This window comes from Stappia sp. (assembly GCF_040110915.1).
Lineage (GTDB): Bacteria > Pseudomonadota > Alphaproteobacteria > Rhizobiales > Stappiaceae > Stappia.
This window is the reverse complement of record NZ_CP157793.1, coordinates 228,053-253,873: the sequence shown is the minus strand read 5'-3', so window position 1 is coordinate 253,873 and position 25,821 is coordinate 228,053. Positions and strand designations below refer to the sequence as shown.

23 protein-coding genes are annotated in these 25,821 nt (G+C 69.1%); 3 read left to right on the top strand and 20 right to left on the bottom strand.

Annotated features, from left to right (window positions below; genetic code table 11):
* Nucleotide 1: 1 nt before the first annotated feature.
* Entirely contained in the window at nt 2-493 is a 492-nt protein-coding gene (locus ABL312_RS01140) for a TRAP transporter small permease (protein WP_349359539.1), read from the bottom strand.
* Between the two features lie 48 nt (nt 494-541).
* On the bottom strand, nt 542-1,525 hold the full coding sequence (locus ABL312_RS01135; RefSeq protein WP_349359538.1) for a TRAP transporter substrate-binding protein: 984 nt from the start codon (nt 1,523-1,525) through the stop codon (nt 542-544).
* Between the two features lie 453 nt (nt 1,526-1,978).
* Between ABL312_RS01135 and ABL312_RS01130 the strand changes: the two genes are divergently transcribed.
* Nucleotides 1,979-2,602, top strand: coding sequence for a LysE family transporter (locus tag ABL312_RS01130; RefSeq protein ID WP_349359537.1), 624 nt, complete (start codon nt 1,979-1,981; stop codon nt 2,600-2,602).
* A 48-nt stretch (nt 2,603-2,650) separates the two neighbouring features.
* On the opposite strand, the gene ABL312_RS01125 is transcribed toward ABL312_RS01130, so the two are convergent.
* The 12 genes from ABL312_RS01125 to ABL312_RS01070 form a co-directional block, all read right to left on the bottom strand.
* A complete protein-coding gene (locus ABL312_RS01125) occupies nt 2,651-3,454 on the bottom strand; it encodes a ketoacid CoA transferase (protein WP_349359536.1) in 804 nt (267 codons plus the stop codon).
* A 9-nt stretch (nt 3,455-3,463) separates the two neighbouring features.
* The gene (locus ABL312_RS01120) at nt 3,464-4,342 is read right to left on the bottom strand and encodes a CoA-transferase (RefSeq protein WP_349359534.1); all 879 of its coding nucleotides are present in this window, start codon (nt 4,340-4,342) and stop codon (nt 3,464-3,466) included.
* A gap of 119 nt (nt 4,343-4,461) precedes the next feature.
* The gene (locus ABL312_RS01115; protein WP_349359533.1) at nt 4,462-4,929 is read right to left on the bottom strand and encodes a MaoC family dehydratase; all 468 of its coding nucleotides are present in this window, start codon (nt 4,927-4,929) and stop codon (nt 4,462-4,464) included.
* 13 nt (nt 4,930-4,942) lie between these two features.
* Nucleotides 4,943-5,758 (bottom strand): SDR family oxidoreductase, encoded by an 816-nt coding sequence (locus ABL312_RS01110; RefSeq protein ID WP_349359532.1) that lies wholly within the window; start codon nt 5,756-5,758, stop codon nt 4,943-4,945.
* 6 nt (nt 5,759-5,764) lie between these two features.
* Entirely contained in the window at nt 5,765-6,535 is a 771-nt protein-coding gene (locus tag ABL312_RS01105; protein ID WP_349359531.1) for an enoyl-CoA hydratase family protein, read from the bottom strand.
* Nucleotides 6,532-7,644 carry a nitronate monooxygenase gene (locus ABL312_RS01100; RefSeq protein WP_349359530.1) on the bottom strand — a complete coding sequence of 371 codons (1,113 nt, stop codon included), beginning with the start codon at nt 7,642-7,644 and terminating at the stop codon, nt 6,532-6,534. The genes ABL312_RS01105 and ABL312_RS01100 overlap by 4 nt, the downstream gene beginning before the upstream one ends.
* An 81-nt stretch (nt 7,645-7,725) precedes the next feature.
* Nucleotides 7,726-8,484, bottom strand: a complete 759-nt coding sequence (locus ABL312_RS01095) for an SDR family NAD(P)-dependent oxidoreductase (protein WP_349359529.1) — start codon at nt 8,482-8,484, stop codon at nt 7,726-7,728.
* 111 nt (nt 8,485-8,595) lie between these two features.
* Nucleotides 8,596-10,965 carry an acyl-CoA dehydrogenase gene (locus ABL312_RS01090; RefSeq protein WP_349359528.1) on the bottom strand — a complete coding sequence of 790 codons (2,370 nt, stop codon included), beginning with the start codon at nt 10,963-10,965 and terminating at the stop codon, nt 8,596-8,598.
* 237 nt (nt 10,966-11,202) lie between these two features.
* Nucleotides 11,203-12,396: an ABC transporter substrate-binding protein gene (locus ABL312_RS01085; RefSeq protein WP_349359527.1), complete on the bottom strand. Its 1,194-nt coding sequence runs from the start codon at nt 12,394-12,396 to the stop codon at nt 11,203-11,205.
* A 91-nt stretch (nt 12,397-12,487) separates the two neighbouring features.
* Nucleotides 12,488-14,086, bottom strand: coding sequence for a FadD3 family acyl-CoA ligase (locus ABL312_RS01080; protein WP_349359526.1), 1,599 nt, complete (start codon nt 14,084-14,086; stop codon nt 12,488-12,490).
* A 168-nt stretch (nt 14,087-14,254) separates the two neighbouring features.
* A complete protein-coding gene (locus ABL312_RS01075) occupies nt 14,255-15,700 on the bottom strand; it encodes an NAD(P)/FAD-dependent oxidoreductase (RefSeq protein WP_349359525.1) in 1,446 nt (481 codons plus the stop codon).
* A gap of 153 nt (nt 15,701-15,853) precedes the next feature.
* Entirely contained in the window at nt 15,854-16,870 is a 1,017-nt protein-coding gene (locus tag ABL312_RS01070; RefSeq protein ID WP_349359524.1) for an SMP-30/gluconolactonase/LRE family protein, read from the bottom strand.
* Nucleotides 16,871-17,046: 176 nt separating this feature from the next.
* On the opposite strand from ABL312_RS01070, the gene ABL312_RS01065 reads away from it, so the two are divergent.
* Together ABL312_RS01065 and ABL312_RS01060 are read left to right on the top strand one after the other, a co-directional pair.
* Entirely contained in the window at nt 17,047-18,198 is a 1,152-nt protein-coding gene (locus ABL312_RS01065; RefSeq protein WP_349359523.1) for an acetyl-CoA C-acetyltransferase, read from the top strand.
* A gap of 50 nt (nt 18,199-18,248) precedes the next feature.
* The gene (locus ABL312_RS01060; protein ID WP_349359522.1) at nt 18,249-19,049 is read left to right on the top strand and encodes an SDR family oxidoreductase; all 801 of its coding nucleotides are present in this window, start codon (nt 18,249-18,251) and stop codon (nt 19,047-19,049) included.
* 56 nt (nt 19,050-19,105) lie between these two features.
* Here the strand turns inward: ABL312_RS01060 and ABL312_RS01055 are convergent, their stop codons facing one another.
* From ABL312_RS01055 to ABL312_RS01030, 6 genes are all read right to left on the bottom strand, one after another.
* The gene (locus tag ABL312_RS01055; protein WP_349359521.1) at nt 19,106-20,017 is read right to left on the bottom strand and encodes an SDR family oxidoreductase; all 912 of its coding nucleotides are present in this window, start codon (nt 20,015-20,017) and stop codon (nt 19,106-19,108) included.
* A complete protein-coding gene (locus tag ABL312_RS01050; RefSeq protein ID WP_349359520.1) occupies nt 20,014-21,120 on the bottom strand; it encodes an acyl-CoA dehydrogenase in 1,107 nt (368 codons plus the stop codon). Before ABL312_RS01050 ends, ABL312_RS01055 begins: the two co-directional genes overlap by 4 nt.
* 12 nt (nt 21,121-21,132) lie before the next feature.
* Complete coding sequence (locus tag ABL312_RS01045; RefSeq protein WP_349359519.1) at nt 21,133-22,296, bottom strand: acyl-CoA dehydrogenase family protein; 1,164 nt, start codon at nt 22,294-22,296, stop codon at nt 21,133-21,135.
* A gap of 2 nt (nt 22,297-22,298) precedes the next feature.
* Nucleotides 22,299-23,183: an enoyl-CoA hydratase gene (locus tag ABL312_RS01040; RefSeq protein ID WP_349359518.1), complete on the bottom strand. Its 885-nt coding sequence runs from the start codon at nt 23,181-23,183 to the stop codon at nt 22,299-22,301.
* Nucleotides 23,184-23,293: 110 nt separating this feature from the next.
* Complete coding sequence (locus tag ABL312_RS01035; RefSeq protein ID WP_349359517.1) at nt 23,294-24,016, bottom strand: ABC transporter ATP-binding protein; 723 nt, start codon at nt 24,014-24,016, stop codon at nt 23,294-23,296.
* Nucleotides 24,009-25,820: an ATP-binding cassette domain-containing protein gene (locus ABL312_RS01030; protein ID WP_349359516.1), complete on the bottom strand. Its 1,812-nt coding sequence runs from the start codon at nt 25,818-25,820 to the stop codon at nt 24,009-24,011. Before ABL312_RS01030 ends, ABL312_RS01035 begins: the two co-directional genes overlap by 8 nt.
* Nucleotide 25,821 lies beyond the last annotated feature (1 nt).

Below are 25,821 nucleotides of genomic sequence, written 5' to 3'. Positions count from 1 at the left end.
ATCAGATATCCGTTTGCGGCCCGAGCCGCATGTCGCCGGCCACCACGACCCGCCACAGCGACTGCAGCAGCCGCAGGCTGCTCAACGCGCCGGAGAAGACGATCGCCATGTAGAGGATGCCGAGCGGCCACTCGGTCGAGGACAGGATCTTGCCCCAGCCGAACGCCTTCTGCGTGATGACCACGCCCAGCCAGCAGACGACCACGGAATAGATCAGAAAGATCAGCTCCGACAGCGCGAACACCCAGCGCTGAAGCGCCTGCGGCATCATGTCGAGCAAGACGGTGACCCGCATGTGCCGCCGCTCGCGGATGGCATAGCTGACCCCGAAATAGACCATGTAGACGAAGCAGAAGCGGGCCAGTTCATTCGCCACCGCAATGGAGGTGGAGAAGGCGAAACGCGCCACGACATCGGCAAAGACAAGCGCGATGATCGCGCCCAGCATCGCGACAATCACGGCCGGCTCGAACCATTTCTCAAGCGCGCGCATCGCCCCCTCCCCATTGCCCGACGGGTGCCCTCGAGACCGCCGCGCGGATTACCGCGACACGGCGGCCATGAAGGTGTCGTAGAAGTCGTCACCGACCTTGGCGCGGATATCCGCCTCGATGGCCTTGTTCATGACCTCGCCGAGACGCGCCTTGTCGGCCTGCGGCAGTTCGTTGACCTTCAGGCCCGCCTCCTTCAGCTGCTCCAGCGTTTCGGCATTGGCGGCGGCGGTGAGGTCGCGCTGCTTCGCGAGCGTCTCGCCCGCAACCTCGCCGATCAGCGCACGGTCTTCCTCGTCGAGGCTCTGGAACCACTCCAGATTGGCCATCCACAGTTCCGGCCAGTAGATGTGGCCGGTCAGCGACACGTAGTCCTGAACCTCGAAGAAGCGTTCCACGATCATGGAGCTGAGCGCGCTTTCCTGCCCGTCGATCAGACCCTGCTGCAGCGAGGAGTAGATCTCGCCCCAGGCGAGGGGAACGGGCACGGCGCCGACCGAACGCCAGGCCTTGATCGCGATGGGATTGTCGGCCGAGCGCATCCGCAGACCCTCGAAGGCCTCGAAGCTGTCGAGCGGCGCGCGGCTGTTGGTGAAGCTGCGGAATCCGAGCTCCATGAAGCCCATGTTCTTCAGGCCGCGCTCTTCCATCGCCGCGGCGAGCACCGCACCGGCCTCGCCGTCGAGAAGGTCCCGTGCCTCCTGCTCGTTCTTGAACAGCAGGAACTGGTCGAGCACCGCCAGTTCGTCCACTGCGGCGCTGAGATGCACCGAGGCGCCCGTGGTCATGGTGATGTTGCCGGACTGCACGAGCTCGGTCATCTCCTTGACGCTGCCAAGCTGGCCGCCGGGATAGATCTCGACCTCGATGCCGCCGTTCGAGCGCGCTTCCAGCTCGGCCTCGAAATAGGCCAGCGCCTGATGGATCGGCGAGCTTTCCGGAGTGGCATGGCCGATGCGGATCGTGGTGTCCGCAAAGGCCGGCGCGGCCGCGAGGACACCAACTCCCAATGCGATGACGGATGCGATTTTCACGAGCGCTTCTCCTCCTCAAGACGCAGATTCAATGTTTGTGAATTCGTATTCAAGGACTCAAATCATATAATTCGAGCACCTGCAAGCGCATTTTGAATACGTATGCAATCCTCTGATGCGCCTGGCCGCAAAATCGGCAGGGCACCGGTTGGCGCGACGGCCAAGAATCATGGATCGGATCAAGGATGGGACCAAAGACGGGAACAGCAACGGGATCGCCGGAGTAACGGGATCGCCGGAGTGATGCCCGGGCGCTCGCCGAAGCCGACACAGGCGTGGCGATCGGCACAGGCACCGATGTCGCCATGGAGGCGGCCGATGTGGTGCTCATGTCCGGCAGTGTGACGGGCGTTCCGGCCACATAGCCGGCGCGGGGTCTTTTGAGACGCGGGCGATTATGCAACCCTTGCGCGGCCGCATGTGGCGACCGCCGGCGAGATTACGGGAGGGATCATGGTCGATATCGCGAGTCTCGGCGCGATTGGTGTCGCGTTCTTCGTTGCCGCGGCGGCGCCCGGCCCCGCGACGCTCGCTCTCGCGACCGTCTCCATGCGCGCGGGGCGCCGGTCGGGTCTGGCCTTCGGCGCGGGTCTTTCGCTCGGTCTGGCGGTCTGGGGCGTGGTGGCCGCCACGGGTCTCGGGGCGCTGCTTCAGGCCTCCAGCCATGCGCTGTCGGCCCTGAAGCTGCTCGGCGGCGCCTATCTGCTCTGGCTCGCCTTCACCTCGGCGCGCGCGGCTTCCCGTTCCAGGGGTACCCCGTCCGATGTCGGCGACACCCGTCGCGGCTTCCGTCGCGGACTGCTGCTCAACCTCTCCAACCCGAAAGCGATTCTGGCCTGGATGGCGGTGCTGGCGCTCGGGCTCGGCGACGGCAACGCACTCGACGCGGTCGCGCTGGCCACCGGGCTGTGCATGGCGCTGGGGTTGCTGATCTACACCGGATATGCGGTGGTCTTCTCCACGCCGCGCGCCATGGCGATCTACCGCCGCGCCCAGCGCGGGATCGAGGCGGCCGCGGCGGGGCTCTTCGCCCTGGCCGGCGTCGGCCTCATCCGCTCCGCCTTCGCCCGAAGCTGAGCGCCCCGCAGGGCGACGGGCCGGCCACGCCGTGTGCGACGCCCGTCGTCAGGCCGCCCGTGCGCGCAGACCGGACGGATTGCCTTTCAGCGCGCCGGCCCGCTGGTCATGTGGATCGAGCCGGCGGATCACCGCCAGATCCTCCACCGTCGGCGCCGGCGTCTCACCCAGTTCCGGCGCGCGCAGCAGTTCGAAGCCGGTGTTCGCGGCAACCTCCTCAAAGCTCACGCCCGGATGCAGCGACAGGACGCGCGGGGCATGGTCCGGCCCGCCGAAATCCATCACGCACAGCGGCGTGACGACACGTCCGATCCGGATGTCGGGGCGTCGCGCGCCGGCCGGCCAGAGCCGGTCGCTGTAGCCGGCGCTGCACACGACGTCGACCTCGCCCGGCACGAAGGTTCGCCGGTCGTGGGTCGTCACCAGCATGGAGTTGCAATGGCTGATGCTGTTGCCCGGGAACCCGCGCACGCCGAGCATCTGCACCTTCGGCTTCCGGAAATCTCCCAGACACGAGATGTTCGCCTGGGCGAAGCGGTCGATCTGCACGGGCGTCACCATTGCATGCCGGCGACCGGACCAGAGGCTTTCGAAGATACGGCCATAGGGAAACCAGCCCGCATGTCCGGGCCGGTCCTCCGGCGCGCAGCCGAGCGGCACCGGGTCCTCCACGGCGAAGGCCTCGCCGTCGGTCAGCAGAAGCTGATCGTTGAGGCGCAGCTTGGCGAGACCGGCGGCGATGCGCGGCAGCGTGCCGATGCCGTTGGCCATCACCTCCCCGTCGTCCGCCCAGGCCCGGGCCGCGGCGACGATCATCAGTTCCGCCAGGGTGAACGTCTCGGCAGTGGTCATGGCAGCGCCTCACAGGTTCGGGATCGACAGGTTTCGGATCGCCTCGGCACCGCCCACCCGGTCCAGATAGGTCGGTTCGTCGGCGCCGACGAAGTCGCGCATGTAGGCCGCCCAGCCATCCTCCCGGCGCGCGCCGTCGCAATAGGCCTTCAGATGCGGCATGTCCCAGCCATAGGCGTCATGCGCCGTCGTGGGATGGGCGCCGAAGGGGGCCGCGACCACCGTCTCCACCAGGGAGCGGTCGAACAGGCTTTTCTGCGCGCCCTGGGAATGCGTCCGGTCCAGCCGCTCGCACACATCCTCCGCCGACACGATCACACGGTCGGCGGCGCGCGCGATCAGATTGTCGAAATAGGGGTCGTGCCCGTCGGTCTGCACGTTGCCGCGACGGTCGGCCCGGCTGACGTGGACCAGGGAAACGTCGGTCCGCAGCGCCGGCATCGCCACCAGCACCTCGCCGTCGCCATAGGGCGAGGCGACCAGGCGAAGATCGGGATTGTGGGTCAGCACATCGGTGCCCATGCCGAGGCGGGTCGGCGCGAAGGGCACGCCCTCGGCCGCCGCCCTCAGGCCGAGCAGGAACATCCCCTCGTCGAGTTCCATCACCTCGATCGCCCCGGCCTCGCGCGCCTTTCGGAAGTAGGGCTCCAGCGGGATCTTGTCGAGCGACACGAAGCCGTAGATCACCTTGCGCACCTTGCCGGCGGCACACAGCATCCCCACTTCCGGACCGCCATAGGCCACCAGCGTCAGGTCCTTCAGATCCGACCGAAGGATCTCACGCACCAGCGCCATCGGCTTGCGCCGCGCCCCCCAGCCGCCGACGCCAATCACCATCCCGTCCCGCAGACGGCCGATGGCCTCGCGCAGACTCTTCCGTTTGTCCATACCCAGAACCCGTACTCGCCGTTGTCGTTTCGCGGACGGTCGTCCGCCATGTCCCGGAGAGGCTAGAGCCGCGCGGCGTCTCCTTCATCGTCCAACAGGACGACCCCGACAGCGAAAGCTCAGGTCGCGAGAAACGCATAGCGCTGGAGGGTGTCGGCCACGCAGGCCGGCTTGTCCCCGCCCTCGACCTCGATCTCCATGCGCACCTTCGTCTGGACCACGCCCTCGCCGACGGGCCTGGCGTCGAGCAACTCGCCACGGGCGCGGATGCGCGACCCGACGGGCACCGGCGCGGGAAAGCGCACCCGGTCGAGACCATAGTTCACGCCCCAGTCCAGATTGTCCGGCATGAAGAGATCCGGCAGAAACAGGTTGGTCAGCGACAGCGACAGGAACCCGTGGGCGATGGTCCCGCCGAACGGCCCCTCGGCCGCGCGCTGCGGATCCACGTGCAGCCACTGGAAATCCCCGGTGGCCTGCGCGAACAGGTTGATGCGCTCCTGGTCGATGGTCAGCCAATCGCTGGGACCGAGCGTGCGGCCGATGGCGGCGATGGCCTCGTCGGCCGAGCGAAAACGGAATGTCATGCGCTCTTCCCCCTCACGCGTGCTGACTGGACACGGAGACCACTTCGCCGACCATGTAGGAGGCATAGTCGCTGGCCAGGAACATGATCACATTGGCCACCTCCCAGACCTCGGCGGCCCGGCCGAAGGCCTCGCGCGCCGCAAGCTGAGACAGCACCTCCTCGGGCGCCGAGCGTTTGAGGAAGTCATGCATGGCGATGGAGGGGGAGACGGCGTTGACGCGAATGCCGTGCTCCGCCGCTTCAAGCGCGCTGCAGCGCGTCAGCGCCATCACCCCCGCCTTGGCGGCGGCGTAATGCGCCTGCCCCTTCTGCGCCCGCCAGCCGAGCACCGAGGCGTTGTTGACGATGGTGCCGCGCCGGCGGGACATCATCGCCCGCAATCCCGCGCGGGTCATGCGGAAGGTGCCGTTCAGCGTCACGTCGAGCACCCGGTGCCAGTCCTCGTCGGTCATCTCCACGACCGGTTTGACGCCGCCCAGACCGGCATTGTTGACGAGCACGTCGATGCCCTCCATCGCCGCGTCGGCCTTGCCGATCAGGCCCTGCACCTGCTCCTCGACGGTGACATCGGCGAGTTGGCCGGCCACCGGGGTCTGCGGCGCGATCTCCTGCAAGGTCGCCACCGCCTCCTCGAGGCGGCGCGGATGAATGTCGGAGATGGTCAGCGCCCGCGCGCCTTCTTCCAGCGCGCGGCGGGCGGTGGCGAAGCCAATGCCCTGTCCGGCGGCGGCGGTGATCAGAACCGACCGTCCCGCGAGCAGTCCATGGCCGGGAACATACGGCGGGGCGACGGCCGGGGCGCGGTCAGGCGAAGTATCAAGATCCATGTCGGGTCATCCTCGGGTCTTCGAGAAATCGGCGGGACGGCCCTCGGCGACGAAGGCATCGCGGGCCGCCTGGGAATCGGCCATCAGATAGGCCTGCGCGGTGAAGCCCTGCTCCCAGCGGTAGTGCGCCTCGAGATCGGTCGCCTCCACCCCGTTGAGGGCCTCCTTGGCCAGCGCGATCATCGTCGGGCTCTTGGCGGCGATCTTCTCCGCCAGCGCCCGCGCGGCGCCGGCAAGCTCGTCCCGGGGCAGAACCGCCTCGATGCCGCCCAGGCGATACGCCTCGCGCGCGTCGACCGGCTCGCCGGTGAAATACATCCGCCGCACCTTCTGCAGCGGAAACAGGCGCCGCAGATGCGCACCGCCGCCCAGCGCCCCGCGGTCCACCTCCGGCACGCCAAAGCTGGCGCACTCCGACGCAAGCACGATATCCGCCGCGCCGCAGATGCCGATCCCGCCGCCGAGCACATAGCCATGGGCGGCGGCGATCGCCGGCACCCGCCCCCGGTGGATGGCGCGGAACGTGTCGTAATTGCCCCGGTTGACCTCGACGATCCGCTCCGGATGGCGCTGCAATTCCTTGATGTCGACGCCGGCGCAGAACCCGCGCCCCTCCGCGCGGATCAGAAGCACCCGCACCCGGGGATCGGCGTTCAGCGCGTCGACCGCTCGCGCCAGCGCGGCCCAGCCGGCGCTGTCGAAGGCATTGACCGGCGGTCGGTTCAAAACGATTTCGCCGATATGGTCGGCGACCTCCACGGCAAAGGGCGTGCTCATGCCATCGCTCCCCGTTCCGGCGCGTCGCAGGGGCCGGGATCCATCCGCCGCAAGGCGGCCAGCCGTTGCATCGCCTGCGTGACAATCCCGGCGATCAGCGCCTCGCAGCTTTGCAGCTCGCCGATCAGCGCCGCGACCTGCCCGGAGGGCAGCAGCCCGCCCCGGGTGTTGCCGGCGACGAGACCCTGTTCCACCAGGCGCGGCAGGTTCGGGGCCATCACGGTGGCGGCGAAGCCCGCGTCGCCGGCCCGGAAGGCGCGCAGCGCCAGCCGCAGCATGTCGGCATGCCCCATCCCCTGCGCGCGCCCCCAGGACAGGGCATGACGCAGGCTGGCGACGAAGCGCGCCGGGGCGCGCATCCCTTCCATGCGGCGCAGTTCCTCGTTGTCGATAAAGCGCTGCGGCAGACCGTCGACCGCCTTCGACACCCGGATCGCCGCCGGATCGGCGGTCTTGAGGTAGCGGGCGAGCGTTTCCGGATGCACCGGGCTTTCCCGGGTCAGGAGAAAGCGGGTGCCCATGGCGATGCCGTCCGCGCCCCAGGCGAGCGCGGCGGCCAGCCCCCGCCCGTCGTAGAAGCCGCCGGCGGCGACCACCGGCACGTCGACGGCATCGAGCACCTGCGGCAGAAGCAGCGAGGTCGGCACCGATCCGGTATGCCCGCCCCCTTCCCCGCCCTGCACGGTGATGATGCTGGCGCCCAGTTCAACCGCCCGCACGGCGTGTTTCACCGCACCGACGGTCGGCATGCACTCGATCCCGGCATCGCGGAACCGGGCGATGGTCGCCGCGTCCGGGCCGCGCCCGTAGCTCACCGCGCGCACCCGGTGCCGCAGGATCGCCTCGATCACTTCCTCCGCATTGGGCTGGAACATGTGGAAGTTGACCCCGAACGGACCGTCCGTGGCCGCCTTGACGGCGGCGATCGCGGCGTCGATTTCCCCCGGCGGGATCGAGGCGGCGGCCAGAAAGCCGAACCCGCCGGCATTGGTCGTCGCCGCCACGAGGTTCGGGTCGGCCACCCATCCCATCGCCGTTTGAACCACCGGATAGCGGCACCCGAGCGCCCGCGTGAGGCGTGTTTCCAGCCCTTGCCCGATCATCTCCATCGCCTCATGTCCCCGTCTCCCCCGGTGTCTTCATGTGTCGGCAGCGCATCGCCGGACCGCCCGCCCTCAGTTCGCACGCCCTCAGTTGAAGACGCGCCCCCCGTTCACGACGAGCGTCTGGCCGGTGATGCAGCGGGCCTTGTCGCTGGCCAGAAACACCGCCGCGTTGGCGATGTCCTCCGGCTCGCAGAGTTCGCCCAGGGGGATCGCGTCGCGGGCGCGCTCATAGGCGTCCTTGGGGATGCGCTGCATCGCGCGCGTGTTGGTGGGACCGGGGCAGATCGCGTTGACCGTCACCTTGTGCGGCCCCAGTTCGCGGGCGAGCGCGCGGGTGAAGCCGAGCACCCCGGACTTGGCCGCCGCATAGTCGACGGTTCCGATATCGCCGTTGAGGGCGGAGTCCGACGATATCGAGATGATCCGCCCCGCTCCGCGCGCCCGCATCCCCGGCACCACCTGGCGCGAGCAATGCAGCGTGGCGCCGAGCGAGATATCGATCACGAAATCCAGCGTGTCGCCTTCCGCCAGATAGAACTCGGAGTAGCGTTCCCGCGCCGTCTGGCCGAGATTGTTGACCAGCGTGTGCACCGGCCCGAGCTCCGTCTCGATCCGCGCGAAGCCGGCGGCGACATGCGCCCGGTCCAGCAGATCGCCCTCGATCACCATGACCCGCGCGCCGCGCGCCCGCGCCTCCTCCGCCGTCGCCATCAGGGCCTCGCCGTCGCGGTCGAGCAAGGCCAGATCCGACTGTTCGGCCGCGAACCCGAGCGCGATCGCCCGGCCGATGCCATGCGCCGCCCCGGTGACGGCAACCACTTTTCCCCTGAAATCCCCCGTCATTTCGCTCCCTTCCTGCGATCTCGTTTCGTCATGTGTCATGAGCCATGCCGCGCCGCCCCGAGCCCCACCCCCGGTGCTCCGTCGCTCCTCCGCCCGCGCCGTGGCACCCCGTCATCGCGGCGCGCCCCGGGCCTGTCCACGCGGCTCGCGCGGCATGCCAAGGCCCTGTTCCGCAATGATATTCAACTGGATCTCGTTGGTGCCGCCGTAGATCGTCTCGGCTCTGGAGAACAGATACATCTGCTGCAGGCGGGCGATCTCGGGCTCTGTCGCGTGCGCGGCCGCCTCCGGCCCCAGAACGTCCATGGCCAGTTCGCCAAGCCCGCGATGCCAGTTCGACCAGTCGTATTTGTAGCCAAGGGCCTCGGCCCCCGCCTCGCCGCGCTCGGCCGCGCCGAGGATCTGCAAGGCGCCGTGGCGCATCGCCCGCAATCCGGCCCAGGCGCGCCCCAGCGCCTCGGCATGCTGCATGGGCTCGGCCACCCGGCGCGCCAGCGCGACGATCGCCTCCAGTTCGCGCGCGAAGCCCATTTGCTGACCCAGGGTCGAGATGCCGCGCTCGAAGCCGAGCAACGCCATGGCGATGGACCAGCCCTCGCCCGGCGCCCCCACCGCGTCTTCCTTGCGCGCCACGGCGGCGTCGAAGAAGACCTCGTTGAACTCGCGGCCGCCGTTGATCTGCCGGATCGGCCGGATGTCGATCCCCGGCTGGTCGAGGGGCATCAGCAGCAGGATCAGGCCGTCGCGGCCGCGCGATCCTTCCTCGGCCCGGGCCAGCACGAAGATCCAGTCGGAAAGATGCGCGAGCGAGGTCCAGGTCTTCTGTCCGTCCACGATCCAGTCCCCGGACGCAGGATCGCGGCGGGCCCGGGTGCGCAGGCTCGCAAGATCCGACCCGGCCCCCGGCTCCGAATAGCCCTGCGCCCAGAAGACAGTGCCCTGCAGGATCCCGGGCAGGAAGCGCGCCTTCTGGTCCTGCGTCCCGAAGGCGGCAAGTGTCGGCGCCAGCAGCCCCTCTCCGATGTGCCCCAGACGCCCCGGGCCGCCCGCCCGGGCATATTCCTCGTTGAAGATCACCTGATCGCGCACCGACATGCCGCGCCCGCCGAGCGCCTTCGGCACGCCCAGACAGGTCCAGCCGCCCGCCGCCAGACGCCGCTCCCAGGCCTTTCGCAAGTCCGGGAGGGCATCGCCGTCGCCGGCTCCGCCGCGCCCGCGCAGAGGCGCGAAATCGCCGGTGAGGTTGTCCGCCATCCAGATGGCCACCGCCTTGCGCAGCGCGGCCTCGCCGCCGCCCTCGGCCCCGCCGAGCGGAAGCGCGGAAAGCCGCCGGTCGATCAGATCCCCGCCGCACGCCCGGAATGCAGCCTCCGGGGGACCGCACAGGGCCCGCATGGCGGTGGCGCGCTTGAAGAACAGATGCGGCGCATACTCCCAGGTCATGCCGACGCCGCCGTGAAGCTGGATTGCCTCGGCACTTGCGGCGAACAGGGCCTCGCAGGCCATCGCCTGGGCGACGCGGGCCTCGGCTCCCGCGACCGCCGCCGCATCCCCGTCGCCCGTGCCGGCTCCGCCGTCGAGACGGTCGAACGCCAGCGCCGCGCCGTCGATCAGCGCATCCACCCGGTTCAACCGGACGAAGAGATCCGCCATCCGATGCTTGATCGCCTGATAGGAGGCAATGGTGCGGCCGAACTGGCGACGCTCGGCGATATAGTCGCGTGTCAGCGTGAAGGCGCCGCGCGCCGCGCCGCTCATCTCGGCCGCGCGGGCGAGCCGCGCCCGGTCGTTCGCCTCCCGGCACCGGCGCCGGAAACCGGCGCCTGCGTCCAGAACGGCACTGGCGGTGAGGCGCAGGCCGTCCAGGCGCAGCCGGCCCGTCGGCTGCGTCGCGTCCATGGGCGCGCAGGCCTCGCGGCGGTCCGCCAGCGCCTCGGCGTCGAGCGCGAAGAGCAGCGGTTCGCCCGCGCAGAGCGCCGGGACCAGCACCAGATCCGCCTCCATCAGATCGGCGAACGGACCGCCCCGGCCCGCCAGCACATAGGTCTCGCCGGCGCGCTCGGCGTGAAAGGGGGACGTGTCCCAGCAATCGCCGGCGCGCGTGCCGCCCTGCGGGACCACGGCGCGCAGGCGTCCCTCCGCGATCCGCGACAGCCACGAATCGCGGCCCGCGCCCGGCGTCGCCGCCGCCAGGATCTGCCCGGCGACCGCCACCGTGCTCACGTAAGGAACCGGCGTCAGCACCCTGCCCAGTTCCCGCGCGACCGCGACCAGCGCGCGCATGTCGGGACCCAGGCCGCCGCATGCGTCGGGCAGGCCGACGGCGGTGACCTGCAACTCCGCGGCCAGCCCCCGCCACACGGCGCCCGCCTCGCCGCCGTCCGAGACCCGGGCCGCCGGCTCCAGCCCGCCGGAGCGCTCCAGAAAGCGCGCCACCGCATCTCGGATCATCGTGTGTTCATCGCTCGATAGCGTGTCCATGGGTCTTCCCGGATCTGCCTTGTTCCACCGTCCATCAGCCACGCCGGACGCCGTGCCGCATCGTCCATATGCAGGATGGAGCCTTGACCGACGGCGCGCAATCCGGCGCCGCTGCGCGCGGCGCGCGCATGCCCCGCGCGTTCGGATGCCGACACATGCGAATGCGGGCACACAAAAAAGGGCCGCCTGGCGGCGGCCCTCCTCCCGGTCTGGCACGGCCGTGCCCGTGGGTTTCCGTCAGTCGCAGTGGGCGCGTCGGGTCAGCCCGTCCTCGCGCGGCGCGAAGGCATCCTCGACCACCGTCAGCGTTTCCGACGACGGCAGGAAATGGGTTTCGCTGCTGGCCTCGAAAGTTCCCAGCATGTTGTCCATCGAGGACGCATTGGCCTCGATCCAGGCGGCGATCCGGTCGCCGTCGGTCGAACCGGCCCCTTCGATCGCCGCCTTCAGGATGAAGGGCTCGATGTAGTAGGGGATGATCGAGGAACTGCCGCCGAGCCGCTCGAGATCGCTCACCGTGTCCTTCGCGCGCTTGTCGAACCTTGCATAGTCGGAGGCCCCGACCGGATCCCCCTCGCAATAGGTCATGCCGACGAATTGCACGCTGCGGACACCGTCGAAGGCCTCCTCGCCGAGAACCCTGGCGTTTCCGACGGCGAAATTGGTCATCGTCAGACTGCCGAACACCGGCACGTCCCACCCGATTTCATCTCGGTTCTGCAGGAACTTGCGGGCATCGTCTCCGAGCGAGTTGATGATCAGCACGGCCTCCGCGCCGCTCGAGCGCAGGGAGAACAGCTGCGGCGTCATGTCCTCCGTGCGGAAGGCGAATTCCTGCACCTCGACCGGCTCCAGCTCGCGCGTTTCCAGATAGCGGATCATCTGCGCGACGGCATCCTTCGACATGCCGCCATTGTCGGAGATGATCGCCAGTCTGGTCAGTCCCAGAACATCGAGCGCATAATCGATGTTGGGGATCATCTGCGCGAGACCGGTGGGCGAGTTGGAGAAATGATAGGGCGCGGCCTGGGGCGTCAGCGTCGCCGAGGACGCCGCCGTGATCTGCGCCAGGTTCGCCGCCGTCGTGACGGCGGTCACCGGGATCACCTCCTGACTGGTCACCGGGCCGACCATCGCCGCGATCCGCTCGTTCTCGATCAGCCGCCGCGCCTCGCCGACCGCATGGGTCGGATCCGTCAGCGTGTCGGCCAGAATGAACTCCACCGGCCGCCCCGCGATGCCGCCTTGGGCGTTGATGTCCTCCACCGCCATGCGCCAGCCGATCTCCGCCACCTTGCCGATGGAGGCGCCGGTCCCGGTCAGGGAGACCATGCCGCCAAGCTTCAGCGGTTCCGCCGCGCGACCTTGCGTCGATACGAGCGCCATCGCCATCGCGGCGCAGAACCCGAGCCACCTTCCATTCCCGATCATGGTGTCTTCCTCCTTCAGACCTTTGGTGTTGGTGTCGTCTCCGGCTCTCTCGCGCCGGGGCGCGCTGGCGGCGGGGCTTGGCCCCGCTCCGTCAGACCGCGACGCCGACGCGGCCCGCCAGTTCCTCCCGCAGGCGCTGCTTCTGCACCTTGCCCTGCGCGCTCATCGGCAGGGAGGTGCGGATCTCGACCGCGCGCGGACATTTGAAGTTCGCCATGTTCGCCCGCGCCCAGGCGATGATCTCCTCCTCACTCGCCGTCTTGCCGGGACGCAGGATGACGAAGGCCCGGCCCACCTCGCCGAGACGCTCGTCGGGGACGCCGATCACCGAGACGACGCCGATCGCCGGATGACCGCTGAGAATGCGTTCGATTTCCGCCGGATAGCAGTTGAATCCGCCGGTGATGTACATGTCCTTCAGCCGGTCCTCGATGCGCAGATTGCCGTTCGCGTCGAGGACGCCGATGTCGCCGGTATGCAGCCAGCCGTCGGCGTCGATCGTCTCGCGGGTCGCGACCGGATCCTCGAAGTATCCCTTCATCACCGAGTAGCCGCGGATCACCACCTCGCCCGGCTCGCCGTCCGGCACGAACGCGCCGTCCGCCCCCATGATGCGCACTTGCGTGTCGGGCATCGCCCGGCCCGCGGTCCTGGCGATCACCGCATCCGGATCGGATGCGTCGCACATGGTGCCGAAGCCGCCGCACTCGGTGAGGCCATAGCCGCTCACCACGCCCTCGAACCCGAGATCCTCCCGCATGCGCCGGACGAGAACGTCCGGCACCGACGCCCCGCCGGTCACGCCGAGGCGCAGCGTCCGCGTGTCGAACGCGGCCAGCCCCGGATGCTGCAGCATGCCGTGAAAGACCGCCGGCGGACCGGGAATGACGGTGATGCCGCTGTCCTGCACCCGCCGCAGGATTTCCTCCGCGTCATAGGTCAGATGCGGGATCAGCACCGCGCCGCGCATCATCGAGACGATGGCGCCGCAGCGGTAGCCGAAGGCGTGGAAGAACGGCGGGATGACCAGCACGCGGTCGTGCTCGCGGATCCCGACCCTCGTCGCCCAGCCGTCGATGCCGCGCAGGCACTGGCGATGGGCGTACATCACGCCCTTCGGGTAGCCGGTGGTGCCGGAGGTGAACAGCATGTCGCACAGGTCATCCGGCCCCACCGTGGCCTCGCGCGCGGCCTGGTCCGCGTCGGAAATCTCGTCGCCGGCGGCCAGAAACGCCTCCCAGTCGCGGTCGCCGCCGCGCGGACCCTCGAAGACGACGACCTCCCGCAGCCGCGCCCGCGTGTCCGGCTTCAGCTGATCGGGATAATAGCGGTCGAGAAAGTCGCCGACGGAGAACAGAAGCGACGTGCCGCTGCGCTTGACCAGATCGGCGATCTCGCCGCCCTTGAAGCGGGTGCTCGCCGGCACGAGCACGGCGCCGGCGCTGACGAGGCCGAGCGCGGTCACGAACCAGCGCCAGCCGTTCGGCGCCCAGATCATCACCCGGTCGCCCTTCTCCACGCCGGCCGCCATCATCGCCTTGGCCATCCGCCGGCGCATGGCGTCCAGTTCGACGAAGGACAGTGTCATCCCGGCGTCCTCGACCGCCAGCCGGTCGCCATAGACCCGCGCGGCGCGGGCGCACAGCGCCGGGATCGTGGTGAACCTCCATTGGTCGTCTTCTGCTATCATTTCGTCACCCGTCGCGGGGCGCGCGATGCGCGCCGCTCGCCCTGAAATTGCGTGAACGCCCCGATCGGACGCAACTCCTGCCGCTCTCGCCGGTCTTGCCGCGCGCGGAGAGCGGGGCGGCGCGGGAGCCGGGCCGCGCGGACCCGTGTCCCGCACCGCAAACGCGCGTCAAACGTGCGCGTCTGCCGTTTCCTTCAGGACGACCTCCGGCGATGTGGCCACATAGAGACCGTCGATGGCGGCGGTCTTCTGCAGGAAGGTCAGACCGTTGAGGGCGTCCATGAACTCCATGGTCTGCTGCCGCGTTTCCTCGCCGACCTCGGCCGCCCCGCGCCGCATGTCGACCCCCAGGCGCAGCTTCTCCGACACCTTCTTCGCAACCACCTCGCCGTATTGCCCGTCGCGGACATCGTCGAAATCGGCGCCGCCGGAGACGATGCTCACGAAGGCCTTCTTCATGTCGCCGTCGGCATAGTCCTTCGAGGTGAGACGCTGCGCCTCCCAGAAGTATCCGTCCTGACCCCGACCGAGGTCATAGAAGGACGAGACGAGCATGAGGAACCGGAGGTAGGCCTGTCGATAGCTGGTCTCGAAGAAGTTGACGGCCCGGTCCTCGGCGACCTCGCCCTTCAGCACGCTGGCGATGCAGGCTCCGGCGATCAGGCTGGACACCATCGCCAGATGCACGCCGCTCGACAGCAGCGGGTCGAGGAAACAGGCGGCATCCCCGCACATGAAGTAGCCGGGGCCGGAAAACCGGTCGGAGGTGTAGGAATAATCCGTCTCCATGCGCACCTCGCGGCGCGTGGCGTTGGCCAGGATGATCTGCGCCTCGGGGTGTTCCGCGAGCGTGCGGTCGTAGATCTCCTCGTTGCTGCGACCGGCCGCCCGCTCCTTGCGCAGATGGTCGTGTCTCAGCACGATGCCGACGCTCACGGTGCCGTCGTGCAGCGGAATGAACCAGATCCAGCCGGCCTCGATGGAGATGATGCGCGTGGAGCCCTCGGGCAGATCGTCATAGTTCAGGTCGCAGCCGGTCCAATAGGACCAGATCGCCACGTTCTTGAAGGCTTCGTGGAACTGCCGGCTACGGGTGTACTCGGTGGCCATCACGCCGCTGCGGCCCGAACAGTCGACCAGATACTTGAAGCGGATCGTGCCCTTGCTGTCCTTGGTCCGGTCATGAAAATCGGCGCTGACGGCCCGCCCGTCCTCGAAGTTGATCTTCGTGACCTTGACGTTCTGATGCACGCTGGCACCCGTCTCGCCGGCGTGGTCGAGCAGCAGTTCGTCGAACTCCGAGCGCTTCACCTGATAGGAATGCGTCGGCGCGCCCTCGACCTCATCGAAGCGAAACGACCATTTCTCGTTGCCCCAGTTGAAGTAGCCCCCGGGCTTCTCGACGAAGCCATGCGCCTTGATCTTCTCTCCCGCGCCGATGATGTCGATCATCGGCATCAGGGAGGCGAGCAGGGATTCGCCGATGTGATAGCGGGGAAAGGTGTCGCGCTCCAGGACGTTCGTCCTGATCCCGTTCTGCGCCAGGATGGTCGCCACCGTCGATCCCGCCGGTCCGCCTCCGATGACGAGGACATCCGTTTCATACTGTTTCATCTGAGCCTCCTGGAGAATTTCGTCGTCTGAAACCGGATCCCCAAGACATCGGGGACCCTTTTCCTTTCAGGACCATGGTCCGCAAGACGGGGACGCCCGGTCGCGACGACGGCAGTCGCATCGTCTGTCCGCGCGGCCTCGGGGCCGTGCCCGTTACCAGAGCGTGGGGCCGAGCTTGCGACAGGCGATCGAGCGCGCCTTGTCGTCGGGAAGATGGCCGAAGAAGTTGAGATTGGTCACACAGATGCTGTCGTCGCCGAAGGCGAGGCTGGCCGGCGCGCCGAGCGGCGCCTGCAGCGGTTCGCCGAGCTGTTCGCGCCGGCCCGCGTCCGGGCTCACCTTCCAGATTTCGCTGCGCAGGGTCTCCGTCAGGTAGAAATTTCCCTGCGGATCGACCTCCAGGCCGTCCATGTTGTCGTAGCCGAAGGTCAGCATCTCCGCCTTGCCGGCGCTGCCGTCGGCCTCGATCGGCACCTTGACCAGCATCGGGATCCCGCCCGTCACGCCGAACAGCGCGCTTTCATCCGGCGCCAGGGCAATGCCGTTCACGCCGACGGGATATCCGCTCAGCGATTTGCCGGCCGGGTCGAACAACGGGTCCTTCGACCACAGCACCGCGGACTTTTCCTCGGGGTCGATCTTCCAGATCCCCTTCAGGCTGAGATCGGACAGATAGATGCTGCCGTCGGAGGCGACCACCGGATCGTCGGGAAAGCAGAACGGATAGCCGTCCGCTCGCGTCACCACGGGCTCCACCTTCCCGCTCGACAGGGTCACCGCGTAGAGACCCGACCGGGTCACGGTCGCATCGCCGCAGGCCTCGACGGAAAGCTCGGCCTCGGCCGGCCAGGGAAAGCGCTTGGAATACTCGGAGAAGGCGACATAGAGCGTGTCCTCGCCGTCCCAATCGATGCCGACGGTGCTGCCCTTGGCCTCTCCGATCACCGTCCGCAGATCGGCGATCTGCTCGACCGTGCCGTCGGCGGCGACCTGCATCACATGGCCGGAGTGAAACAGGCTGACGTAAAAGCCGCCCTCTCCGTCGTCGACGAGGCCCTCCGGCGCGTCATCGAATTGCGCCAGAATGCGCCACTCGGAGGCGGCAGCTGGGCCCGCCAGAAGGGACGTGGACAGAAAAAGCGTGAAAAACAAACCGAGGCGACGTGACATGAACTCCTCCCTTTGCGCAGCATGCAATTCAGGATTGGTCCGTTTCCGCTTTACCGCATCGTCTGTTTGGGTGAGCGGTCCGGCAGCCCTCCGGCTCGTCTATTCGGGTGATTGTCCGCGTCCACTCCTTGCCTAGGGTGCCGGCCCCTGGCGCGTTCTGTGAAGAGGTCCGAACCATGCCCGAAGCCTATATCGTCGATGCCGTGCGCAGCCCCGTGGGCCGCAAGAAGGGGGCGCTGGCCACGCTCCACGCAGCCGATCTCGGGGCGCACCCGATCAAGGCGCTGATGGCACGCACCGGCATCGACCCGGCCGCCGTCGACGACGTGATCTATGGATGCGTGGAAACCATCGGTCCGCAGGCCGGCGACATCGCCCGCACCTGCTGGCTGGTCGCCGGTCTGCCCGACCATGTGCCCGGCGTCACCGTCGACCGGCAGTGCGGCTCCTCCCAGCAGGCGCTCCATTTCGCCGCGCAGGCCGTGATGAGCGGCACGCAGGATCTCGTAATCGCCGGCGGCGTGCAGAGCCTCAACACCATCCCGATCGGCGCGGCCATGACGGTGGGCGCGCAATTCGGCTATCCCGATCCTTTCAGCACCTCGCCCGGCTGGCACGCCCGCTACGGCGATCAGGAGGTCAGCCAGTTTCGCGCCGCCGAGATGATCGCCGAGCACTGGAACTCCTCGCGCGCGGAGATGGAGGCGTTTTCGCTCGAAAGCCACCGGCGCGCCATCGCCGCCATCGACGGCGGCCTTTTCCGCAATGAGATCGCCCCGCTCGACGGGTTTTGCGTGGACGAGCCGCCGCGGCGCGATACCTCGCTGGAGAAGATGGCCGGCCTCGAACCGCTGATCGAGGGCGGACGCGTGCATGCCGGCGTCGCCAGCCAGAACAGCGATGCGTCCGCGGCGCTGCTGATCGCCTCGGAACGGGCGGTCCGGGACCATGGCCTGACGCCCCGCGCCCGCATCCACCACCTCTCCGTGCGCGGCGCCGATCCGGTCTGGATGCTGACCGCGCCGATCCCGGCCACGCGCCACGCGCTGGAAAAGACCGGCATGAAGATCGCCGACTTCGACCTGTTCGAATGCAACGAGGCCTTCGCCTCGATCCCGCTGGCCTGGATGAAGGATCTCGACGTTCCGCATGAAAGGGTCAACGTCAACGGCGGGGCCATCGCCCTCGGCCATCCGCTCGGTGCCACCGGCGCGCGGCTGATGACCTCGATGCTGAACGAGCTGGAACGCCGCAAGGGCCGTTTCGCCCTGCAGACCATGTGCGAGGGCGGCGGCCAGGCCAATGTGACCATCATCGAGCGCCTTTGAGCCATGCGCGCCCGCAAGATCCGATCCTCCCGACACAGGAGCCTGACGCCGTGATCGCATCCAACCTGTCCGATGCCGACATATGTCTCGACGGTCGCGTGGCGATCGTCACGGGCGGAACCCGCGGCATCGGAGCGGCGATCGCCCGCGATCTTCTCGCCGCCGGGGCCGAGGTCGTCGTATGCGGCCGCAGCCAGCCGGACGGCCTTCCCCGGGCCGGCGACCGCACGGCGCGGTTCCTGCCCTGCGACGTGCGCAAGCACGAGGAGGTGGCCGGCTTCGTCGACGCGGTCGGCCGGGAGTTCGGTCGCATCGACATTCTGGTCAACAATGCCGGCGGCTCGCCGGCGGTGGATGCGGCGACCGTCTCGCCGCGCTTTCACGAGGCCATTGTCGCGCTGAACCTGACGGGCCCCGTTCATCTGTCGCAAGCGGTGACGTCCTGGATGCGCGGCGGCCGCGACGCCGGTTCCATCGTCAATATCGCCAGCGTCTCGGCGATCCGGCCCTCCCCCGGCACCGCCGTCTACGGCGCCGCGAAGGCGGGGCTTCTGGGTCTCACCCGCAGCCTCGCCGCCGAGTGGGGCCCCGACATCCGCGTCAACGCCATCGTCGTCGGCCTGGTGGAAACGGATGGGGAGGTCGAGGCCTATGGCAGCGAGGCCGCCCGCGCCGCGATTGCCGCCGCGCTGCCGGCCCGGCGGATGGGGCGTCCGGAGGACATCGCCAAGGGCGTCGTGTTCCTGTGCAGCCCGATGGCCCGCTACATCTCCGGCGCGACGCTGGAGATCCATGGCGGCGGCGAAAAACCGCTGTTTCTCGATCAGGTGGAGCGGCTCGGCGGGCTTTGACCTGCCGCCTCCCCCGCACAGGGGCGGGCGTCGCCCGCTCCCGCCGCGTCCCGGTCCTATTGGCCGTAGACCGGTTTGGCCGCGGGCTTTTCCGCCGTCAGGGCCGCCACTGCCGCGCCGATCTCCTCCGCCTGCCATCGCCTGCCCCGATCCCGGCACGGGCCGTCGGCCCAGCCCCGGGCCAGCGACAGCCGCCCGCCGAGCAGTTCGAACACCTCGCCGGTGACATCCCCCGAACGCGCGGAACAGAGCCAGGCAATCAGCGGCGCGGTGTTTTCCGGCGCATAGAGATCGAAGTCCCCGTCCTTGCGCGACATCGCCGCGCCGAAGGCTTCTTCCGTCATGCGGGTGCGGGCCTGCGGCGCGATCGCGTTGGCGGTGATGCCGTAGCGCGCCAGTTCGGCCGCCTGCACCAGCGTCAGTCCCGCGATGCCCGCCTTGGCGGCGGAATAGGCGCTCTGGCCCATGGAGCCCTGCAAGCCGGCGCCGGACGTGGTGTTGACGATGCGCGCGGCCACCTCGCGCCCCGCCTTGGCCTCGGCCCGCCAGTGGTCGACCGCATGACGCGTCGTGCAGAAGTGGCCGCGCAGATGGACCCGCATCATCGCATCCCACTCCTGCGGGGTGGCCGACACGAACATCCTGTCGCGCACGAAGCCGGCGTTGTTGACCACCGCATGCAGGGCCCCGAAGCTGTCGAGCGCGGCCTCGACAATGCGCTTGCCGGCGTCCCAATCGCCGACGTCCTCGCCGTTGGCGATCGCCCGTCCGCCGCCGGCGGTGATGTCCGCCACGACCTGCTCCGCCGGGTTCAGGCCGGCTTCTGCCGCCTCGCCGTGGTTGCCGACCCCCAGGTCGTTGACCACCACGGCCGCCCCCTGGCGCGCCAGCTCGAGCGCATAGGCCCTGCCGAGCCCCCGTCCCGCGCCGGTGACGATCACCACGCGATCCTCGCAAATCCCCATCATGCCGTCCTTTTCATTGGCGTCGTGTCCGTCTCCCGGACCGGCTGCGGGAACAGCCGGTCGGGCCCGAGCGGGGCGGAGAGCACCCGTTCGGCAACCCGCTGGCGGTGATACTCCGGCCCGCCCCAGCGCCCGGTGAGCGACAGCGCGCGCTTCAGATAGAGGTGCACGTCGACCTCCCACGAATAGCCCATCGCCCCATGCACCTGCAGCGCGGTGCGGGTGGCCAGTTCGGCCGCCTCGCCCGCCGCCAGCAGCGCATGGGAGATGCGCGCCCGCGCTTCCATGTCCTCCGGCGGGGCGCCCGGTTCCGGGGGAACGAGCGCGGCGGCCGCATGCACCACCGGGCGAGCGAAGGCGATCTTCACCTGCGCGCTCGCGAGATGGTGCTTGATCGCCTGATTGGCCCCGATCGGCCGGCCGAACTGGTGTCGTTCCTTCGCATAGGCGACGGCAAGGTCGACGCTCGCCTGGGCGAGGCCGACGAGCTCTGCCGCCGTGAACACCGCGCCGCGTTCGGCGGCCCGGGCCAGCAGCGTGCGGCTCGCCTGCGGCCCGGCGATCCGCACGCCGGCCTCTGGCGGCGCGCTCACCGTGAAGAGCTGGCGCAAGGGGTCGATGCCGGGTTGCTGAACCCGGACGGTGTCCGCGCCCGGCACCAGACGCAGGCCGTCGGGCCCCGGCAGGACCACCGCCTGCGCCGCATTGGCCGCGACCACCCAGGGCGTCTGCGGATGCGCCAGCGCGAGGAACGCGCCGTCCTCCAGGCCGCGCGCCAGCGCCTCGCCGGCGGCCGTGCCCTCGCACGCACTCAGGAGCGGCAGCACGACGCCGGCGTGGTCGACGAGCGGCTCGGGCAGGCAGGCGTAGCCGCAGGCCTCCGCGATCTGGACGAAATCCGGGCCGCCAAGCCCCAGGCCGCCGGCCTCTTCGCGAACCAGCACGCCGGCCACGCCAAGCGCGAGAAGCTTGCGCCAACGATCCTGATCGAAACTGCAGACGGCGCCGATCCGGCTGCGAAGCGCCGCCGATCCGCATTCGCGCAGCAGCGCGTCGCGCACCACGTCGGCCATCATCGTCTGTTCCTCGCTGAAGGCGAAGTTCATGGAGCGTCCCTCCTATGCGCGCGGCAACCCAAGCAGCCGTTCGGCGATGATGTTGCGCTGAATGTCATTGGTGCCGGCGTAGATCGGCCCGGCCAGCGAAAAGAGGTAGCCGTCGAGCCAGCGCCCGACGTCGCCGGCCGCCGGCGCGGTGGGCAACAGCTCCGCCCGCGCGCCCAGGATCGCCAGCGCGGTCTCGTGCATCGCGATGTCCATCTCCGACCAGAAGATCTTGTTCAGGCTGGCCTCGGCGCCGATGCCGCCGCCGGCGATCAGCCGCGACGCGGTGGCGTAGACCGAAAGCGCATAGGCCTCGGCGGCCATCCAGGCCTGCGCGACCGCGTCCCGCTGGGCCGGGCCGCAGGTCTCGCGGTTGGCCTCGTAGAGCTCCACCAGCCGCCGCGCCGTCATCTGGAAGCGGGCCGGGCTTCTCAGCATCAATCCGCGTTCGAAGCCGGCGGTGGCCATGCAGATCCGCCAGCCCTCGCCTTCCGCCCCCACCCGGTTCTCCACCGGAACCCGCACCTCGTCGAGAAAGAGTTCGGCGAAGCCGGTCTCGCCGTTGATCTGGGCAATCGCCTGACGGCGGACACCCTCCGCGTCGAGCGGGAAGAGGATCAGCGACAGGCCCTTGTGCCGTTCGCTGGCGGGGTCGGTGCGGAACAGGCCGAAGGCCCAGTCGGCCATCACCGCCCGCGACGACCAGATCTTGTGTCCGGACAGCAGATAGCTGTCGCCGTCGCGCACCGCTTTCGCCCGCACCGCGGCGAGATCGGAGCCGGCCTGCGGCTCGGACCAGGCCTGCGCCCAGATTTCCTCGCCATTGGCCATCGGCGGCAGGAAGCGCGCCTTCTGCGCCTGCGTGCCATAGTCGATCAAGGTGGGGCCGAGCAGGAAGATGCCGTTCTGGTTGACCCGCTGCGGCGCGCCGGCGGCGTAATATTCCTCCTCGAAGATCAGCCAGCGGATCAGGTCCAGCCCGCGGCCGCCATAGGCCTCCGGCCAGGTGACCATGCCCCAGCGGCCGGCGTTGAGCCGGGCCTCCCACTCCCTGTGCGCCTCGAAGCCCGCCCGCGTGCCGTCGAAGGAGGGGAGCGGTTCGTCCGGCACGTTGGCCGCCATCCACTCCCGCACCTCCGCGCGAAAGGCCAGTTGATCGTCCGTATAGCGCAGGTCCACCGTCAGCCTCCGTTTTCCGCCTTGTTCGCCGCCGCCATGGCGGTGCCGTCGAGCCCGGCCAGCCTGTGTCCGGTCGCCAGTTCGTTCTGGGCATGGGCGAAGTGATGCATGTGGTAGACCGCATCCATGCCGGTGCGCTTGCCGCGCAGATCCTCGACATGGTTCACGGCCTGCTTGATCAGCCAGGTGCCGAGCGGCGGTCGCTCGGCGAGCTTCGCGGCGAGCCCGTCCACCTCGTCCCGCAGCGCCTCGCGCGCCACCACCCGGTTGACCATCCCGAAGCTTTCCGCCCGCGCGGCACTCATCCGCTCGCCGAGCAGCAGGAATTCCTTGGCGACGCGCGGCGGCAGCTCGAACGCATGCGCGAAATACTCCACGCCGGGAATGCCCATCCGCACCACCGGATCCTGGAAGAAGGCGTCCTGCGACGCCACGATCAGATCGCACACCCAGGCGAGCATCAGTCCGCCGGCGACGCAGGCGCCCTGCACCATGGCGATGGTCGGCTTCGGACAGTCGCGCCACCGCCGGCACATGCCGAGATACACCTCGTGTTCGCGCGTATAGAGGAACTCCGCGCCCGACCGCCCGACATGATCGGGCAGCAAGAGCCGCCGGTCGAAGCTGCGCTCGACGTCGCGGCCCGGCGTGCCGATGTCGTGTCCGGCGGAAAAATGCTTGCCCTCGCCGCCCAGCACGATCACCCGCACCGCGTCGTCGTCGACCGCCCGCCTGAAGGCGTCGTCGAGCGCATAGGTCATCTGTGCGTTCTGGGCATTGTTGTAGGCGGGCCTGTTCATGGTGATCCAGGCGACCGCGCCCTCGACCCGGTAGAGGACCGGCTGGTCGGTTTCATACTGCGGCGGCGGGCTGTCGCGATCCGGCATGGCGCGCTCCTGTGGCTTCGCTGTCTGGTGCCATCAGGGATACCGCGCCCGCCCGCCCGCCTCATCGTCCGATGGGACGACATCAGGCGGACGCGCGGCGCGGCCGGCGATCAGCGTCCGGCATGGGCGCTCTGGCGCGCCGCATGCATGCTCGAAAGCTTGCGGTCCAGCTCGCCGGCGGGGCACTCCAGCAGAACCTCGCCGCGCTGGACGATCATCGCGCGGTCCGCGTAGGGAAGGCTGATCTTCACGTGCTGGTCGACGATGACGACCGCCGTTCCGCTCTGCGCCCAGCGCCGCAGGAACGCCAGGATCGGCGGCAACAGCGCCTGCGCCACCCCGAGCGACGGCTCGTCGCACAACAGCACGCGCGGCCGGGCGACGAAGGCCTGCCCGAGCGCCAGGATCTGCTGCTGGCCGCCGGACAGATCGCGCGCCAGCGCCCGGGAGCGCTCCTTGAGGATCGGGAAGACCTCGTAGATCTCTTCCAGCGAGTGCGCCAGATTGGCCCGGTCGTCGGGACGGGCGGCCACCCCCATGCGCAGGTTGTCGTAGACGGTGAGTTCGGGAAAGACGCGGTGCCCGTCCAGAACCAGCCGCAAGCCCGCGCGCGCCGCGGTTTCCGGCGCCATGCCGGTGATCGGCTTTCCGTCCAGCTCCACGCTGCCTTGCGAGGGTTTGATGAAACCGGCGATCGCGCGCAGCAGCGTGGATTTCCCGGCTCCGTTCTCGCCGCCGATCAAGAGGATCTCGCCGGGCTCGGCCCGGAGCGAGATGCCGCGCAGCACCGGAATGTCCCCGTAGCCGGCGACCAGGTTGCGAACGTCAAGCATGGCTGCCTCCGACGAAGAGATGCTGAACCGCCGGGTCCTTGGCGAGCGCCTGCGGCGGCCCGGAAGCCACGACCCGGCCCGTCTCCAGAACGGTGATGCGGTCGGCGATGTCCCAGACCAGGTCGAGATCGTGCTCCACCAGGATCACCGCCATGCCGAGCCGCGTGCTGAGCTGGCGCAGCAGGCGGGAGAACTCGGCCCGCTCGGCGGGCGCGAGCCCCGCCGCCGGTTCGTCGAACAACACCAGCGCCGGATCGGCGAAGACCACCCGGATCACTTCCAGAAGACGCCGCTGGCCATGCGCCAGCAGGGCCGGATTGTCCTCGCCATAGGCCTCGCGAAAGCGCTCGGCGAGCCGGGCCATCTGCGGGTCGAGCGGCGTCGCCCGGGCATCGAGGCCAAGCTGCATGTTGGCCCATACCGACACGTCGGTGAAGATGCGCGGGGTCTGGAAGGTTCGACCGAGCCCCATCCGGGCGACGCCGGTGGCATTCAGCCGGGTCACGTCGCGACCACGAAAGCTGTAGCTCCCGTCATCCAGCCGGCTGAACCCGGAAACGATGTTCAAAAGACTGGTCTTGCCGGAGCCGTTGGCCCCGACCAGGCCATGCACCTCGCCGGGGCGCACCTCCAGATCGACCCTGTCGAGCGCCACGACCTGCCCGAAGCGCTTGACCGCGCCCCGGACCTCGAGAATGGGAGGCGCGTCCGCCGGGGCCGGGCGCGGCGCGACCGTCTCCAGGGTTTCGGAGAAGGGCGCGAGGCGGAAGCCCTGCTCGCCGCCGCCGCGCTGGAAGCGCTTGCGGCGCCACATCTCGACGGTGCCCACGAGGCCGTCGGGAAAGGCGATCACCACCGCCAGCGTCAGGAACCCGTAGATCAGCAGCCGGTATTCGACGAGCTGCACCAGCAGCACATTGGGCACGATGTAGATCACCCAGATGCCGACGATCGGTCCGAGCAGTTGCCCGCGCCCTCCGACGACCACCACGAAGAACAGGGTGAAGGACAGTTCGATGATGAAGGCTTGCGGGCTGATGAAGCCGACGGTGGGCACATAAAGCGCCCCGCACAGGCCGGTGCCGGCCGAGACGATCATGAAGGCGAGCGCCCGCATGGCGCCGGGGCGCACCCCGAGCGCACGCGCCGCCTCTGCGCTTTCCGCCGCCAGACGCATGCGCCGCCCCAGCCGCGCGCTGCGGATGCTGTAGTGCAGCAGAAGCGCGGCGATCGGCACCGCCGTCACCAGCAGCGTCAGCCCGCTCAGACCGAACACCAGGGGTTTCGTCAGGGCCGGAATGTAGAGGCTGATGCCGTTGATGCCCCGGGTGACGCCGTCGAACTGGATCAGGAGCTGGGGAAAGACGATTGCCGCGCTCAGGGTCGCGAAACCGAGGTGGAAGCCCTGGACCCTGAGCGCGGGCAAGGCGAACAGCAGCCCGCCCAGCATGGCGGCGCCGACCGCCGCCACAACGCCAAGCGCCAGCGGCGCCCCGTGAATGCCGCTGGCGATCGCCAGCCCATAGGCGCCGAGACCGAGGATCGCGCCCTGGCCGAAACTCTTCTGCCCGGCGTCGACGAACAGGAAGTTCTGCAGCACGGCGACCGCGATCAGGATGTTCACCAGCTGAAACGTGTGCTCCCAGTAGGAATTGCCCAGAAGGCTCGGCCCGATCCCGGTCAGCAGGATCAGCAGGATGCCGAGGCGAAGCTGAAGCCCGTCGGAGCGGAAGCGCCCGCGTGCGGTGGGCAGGGACACCTGCGGCCCGGCGGCCTCGGCGAGACTGTCGTTCTGGCTTGCCATG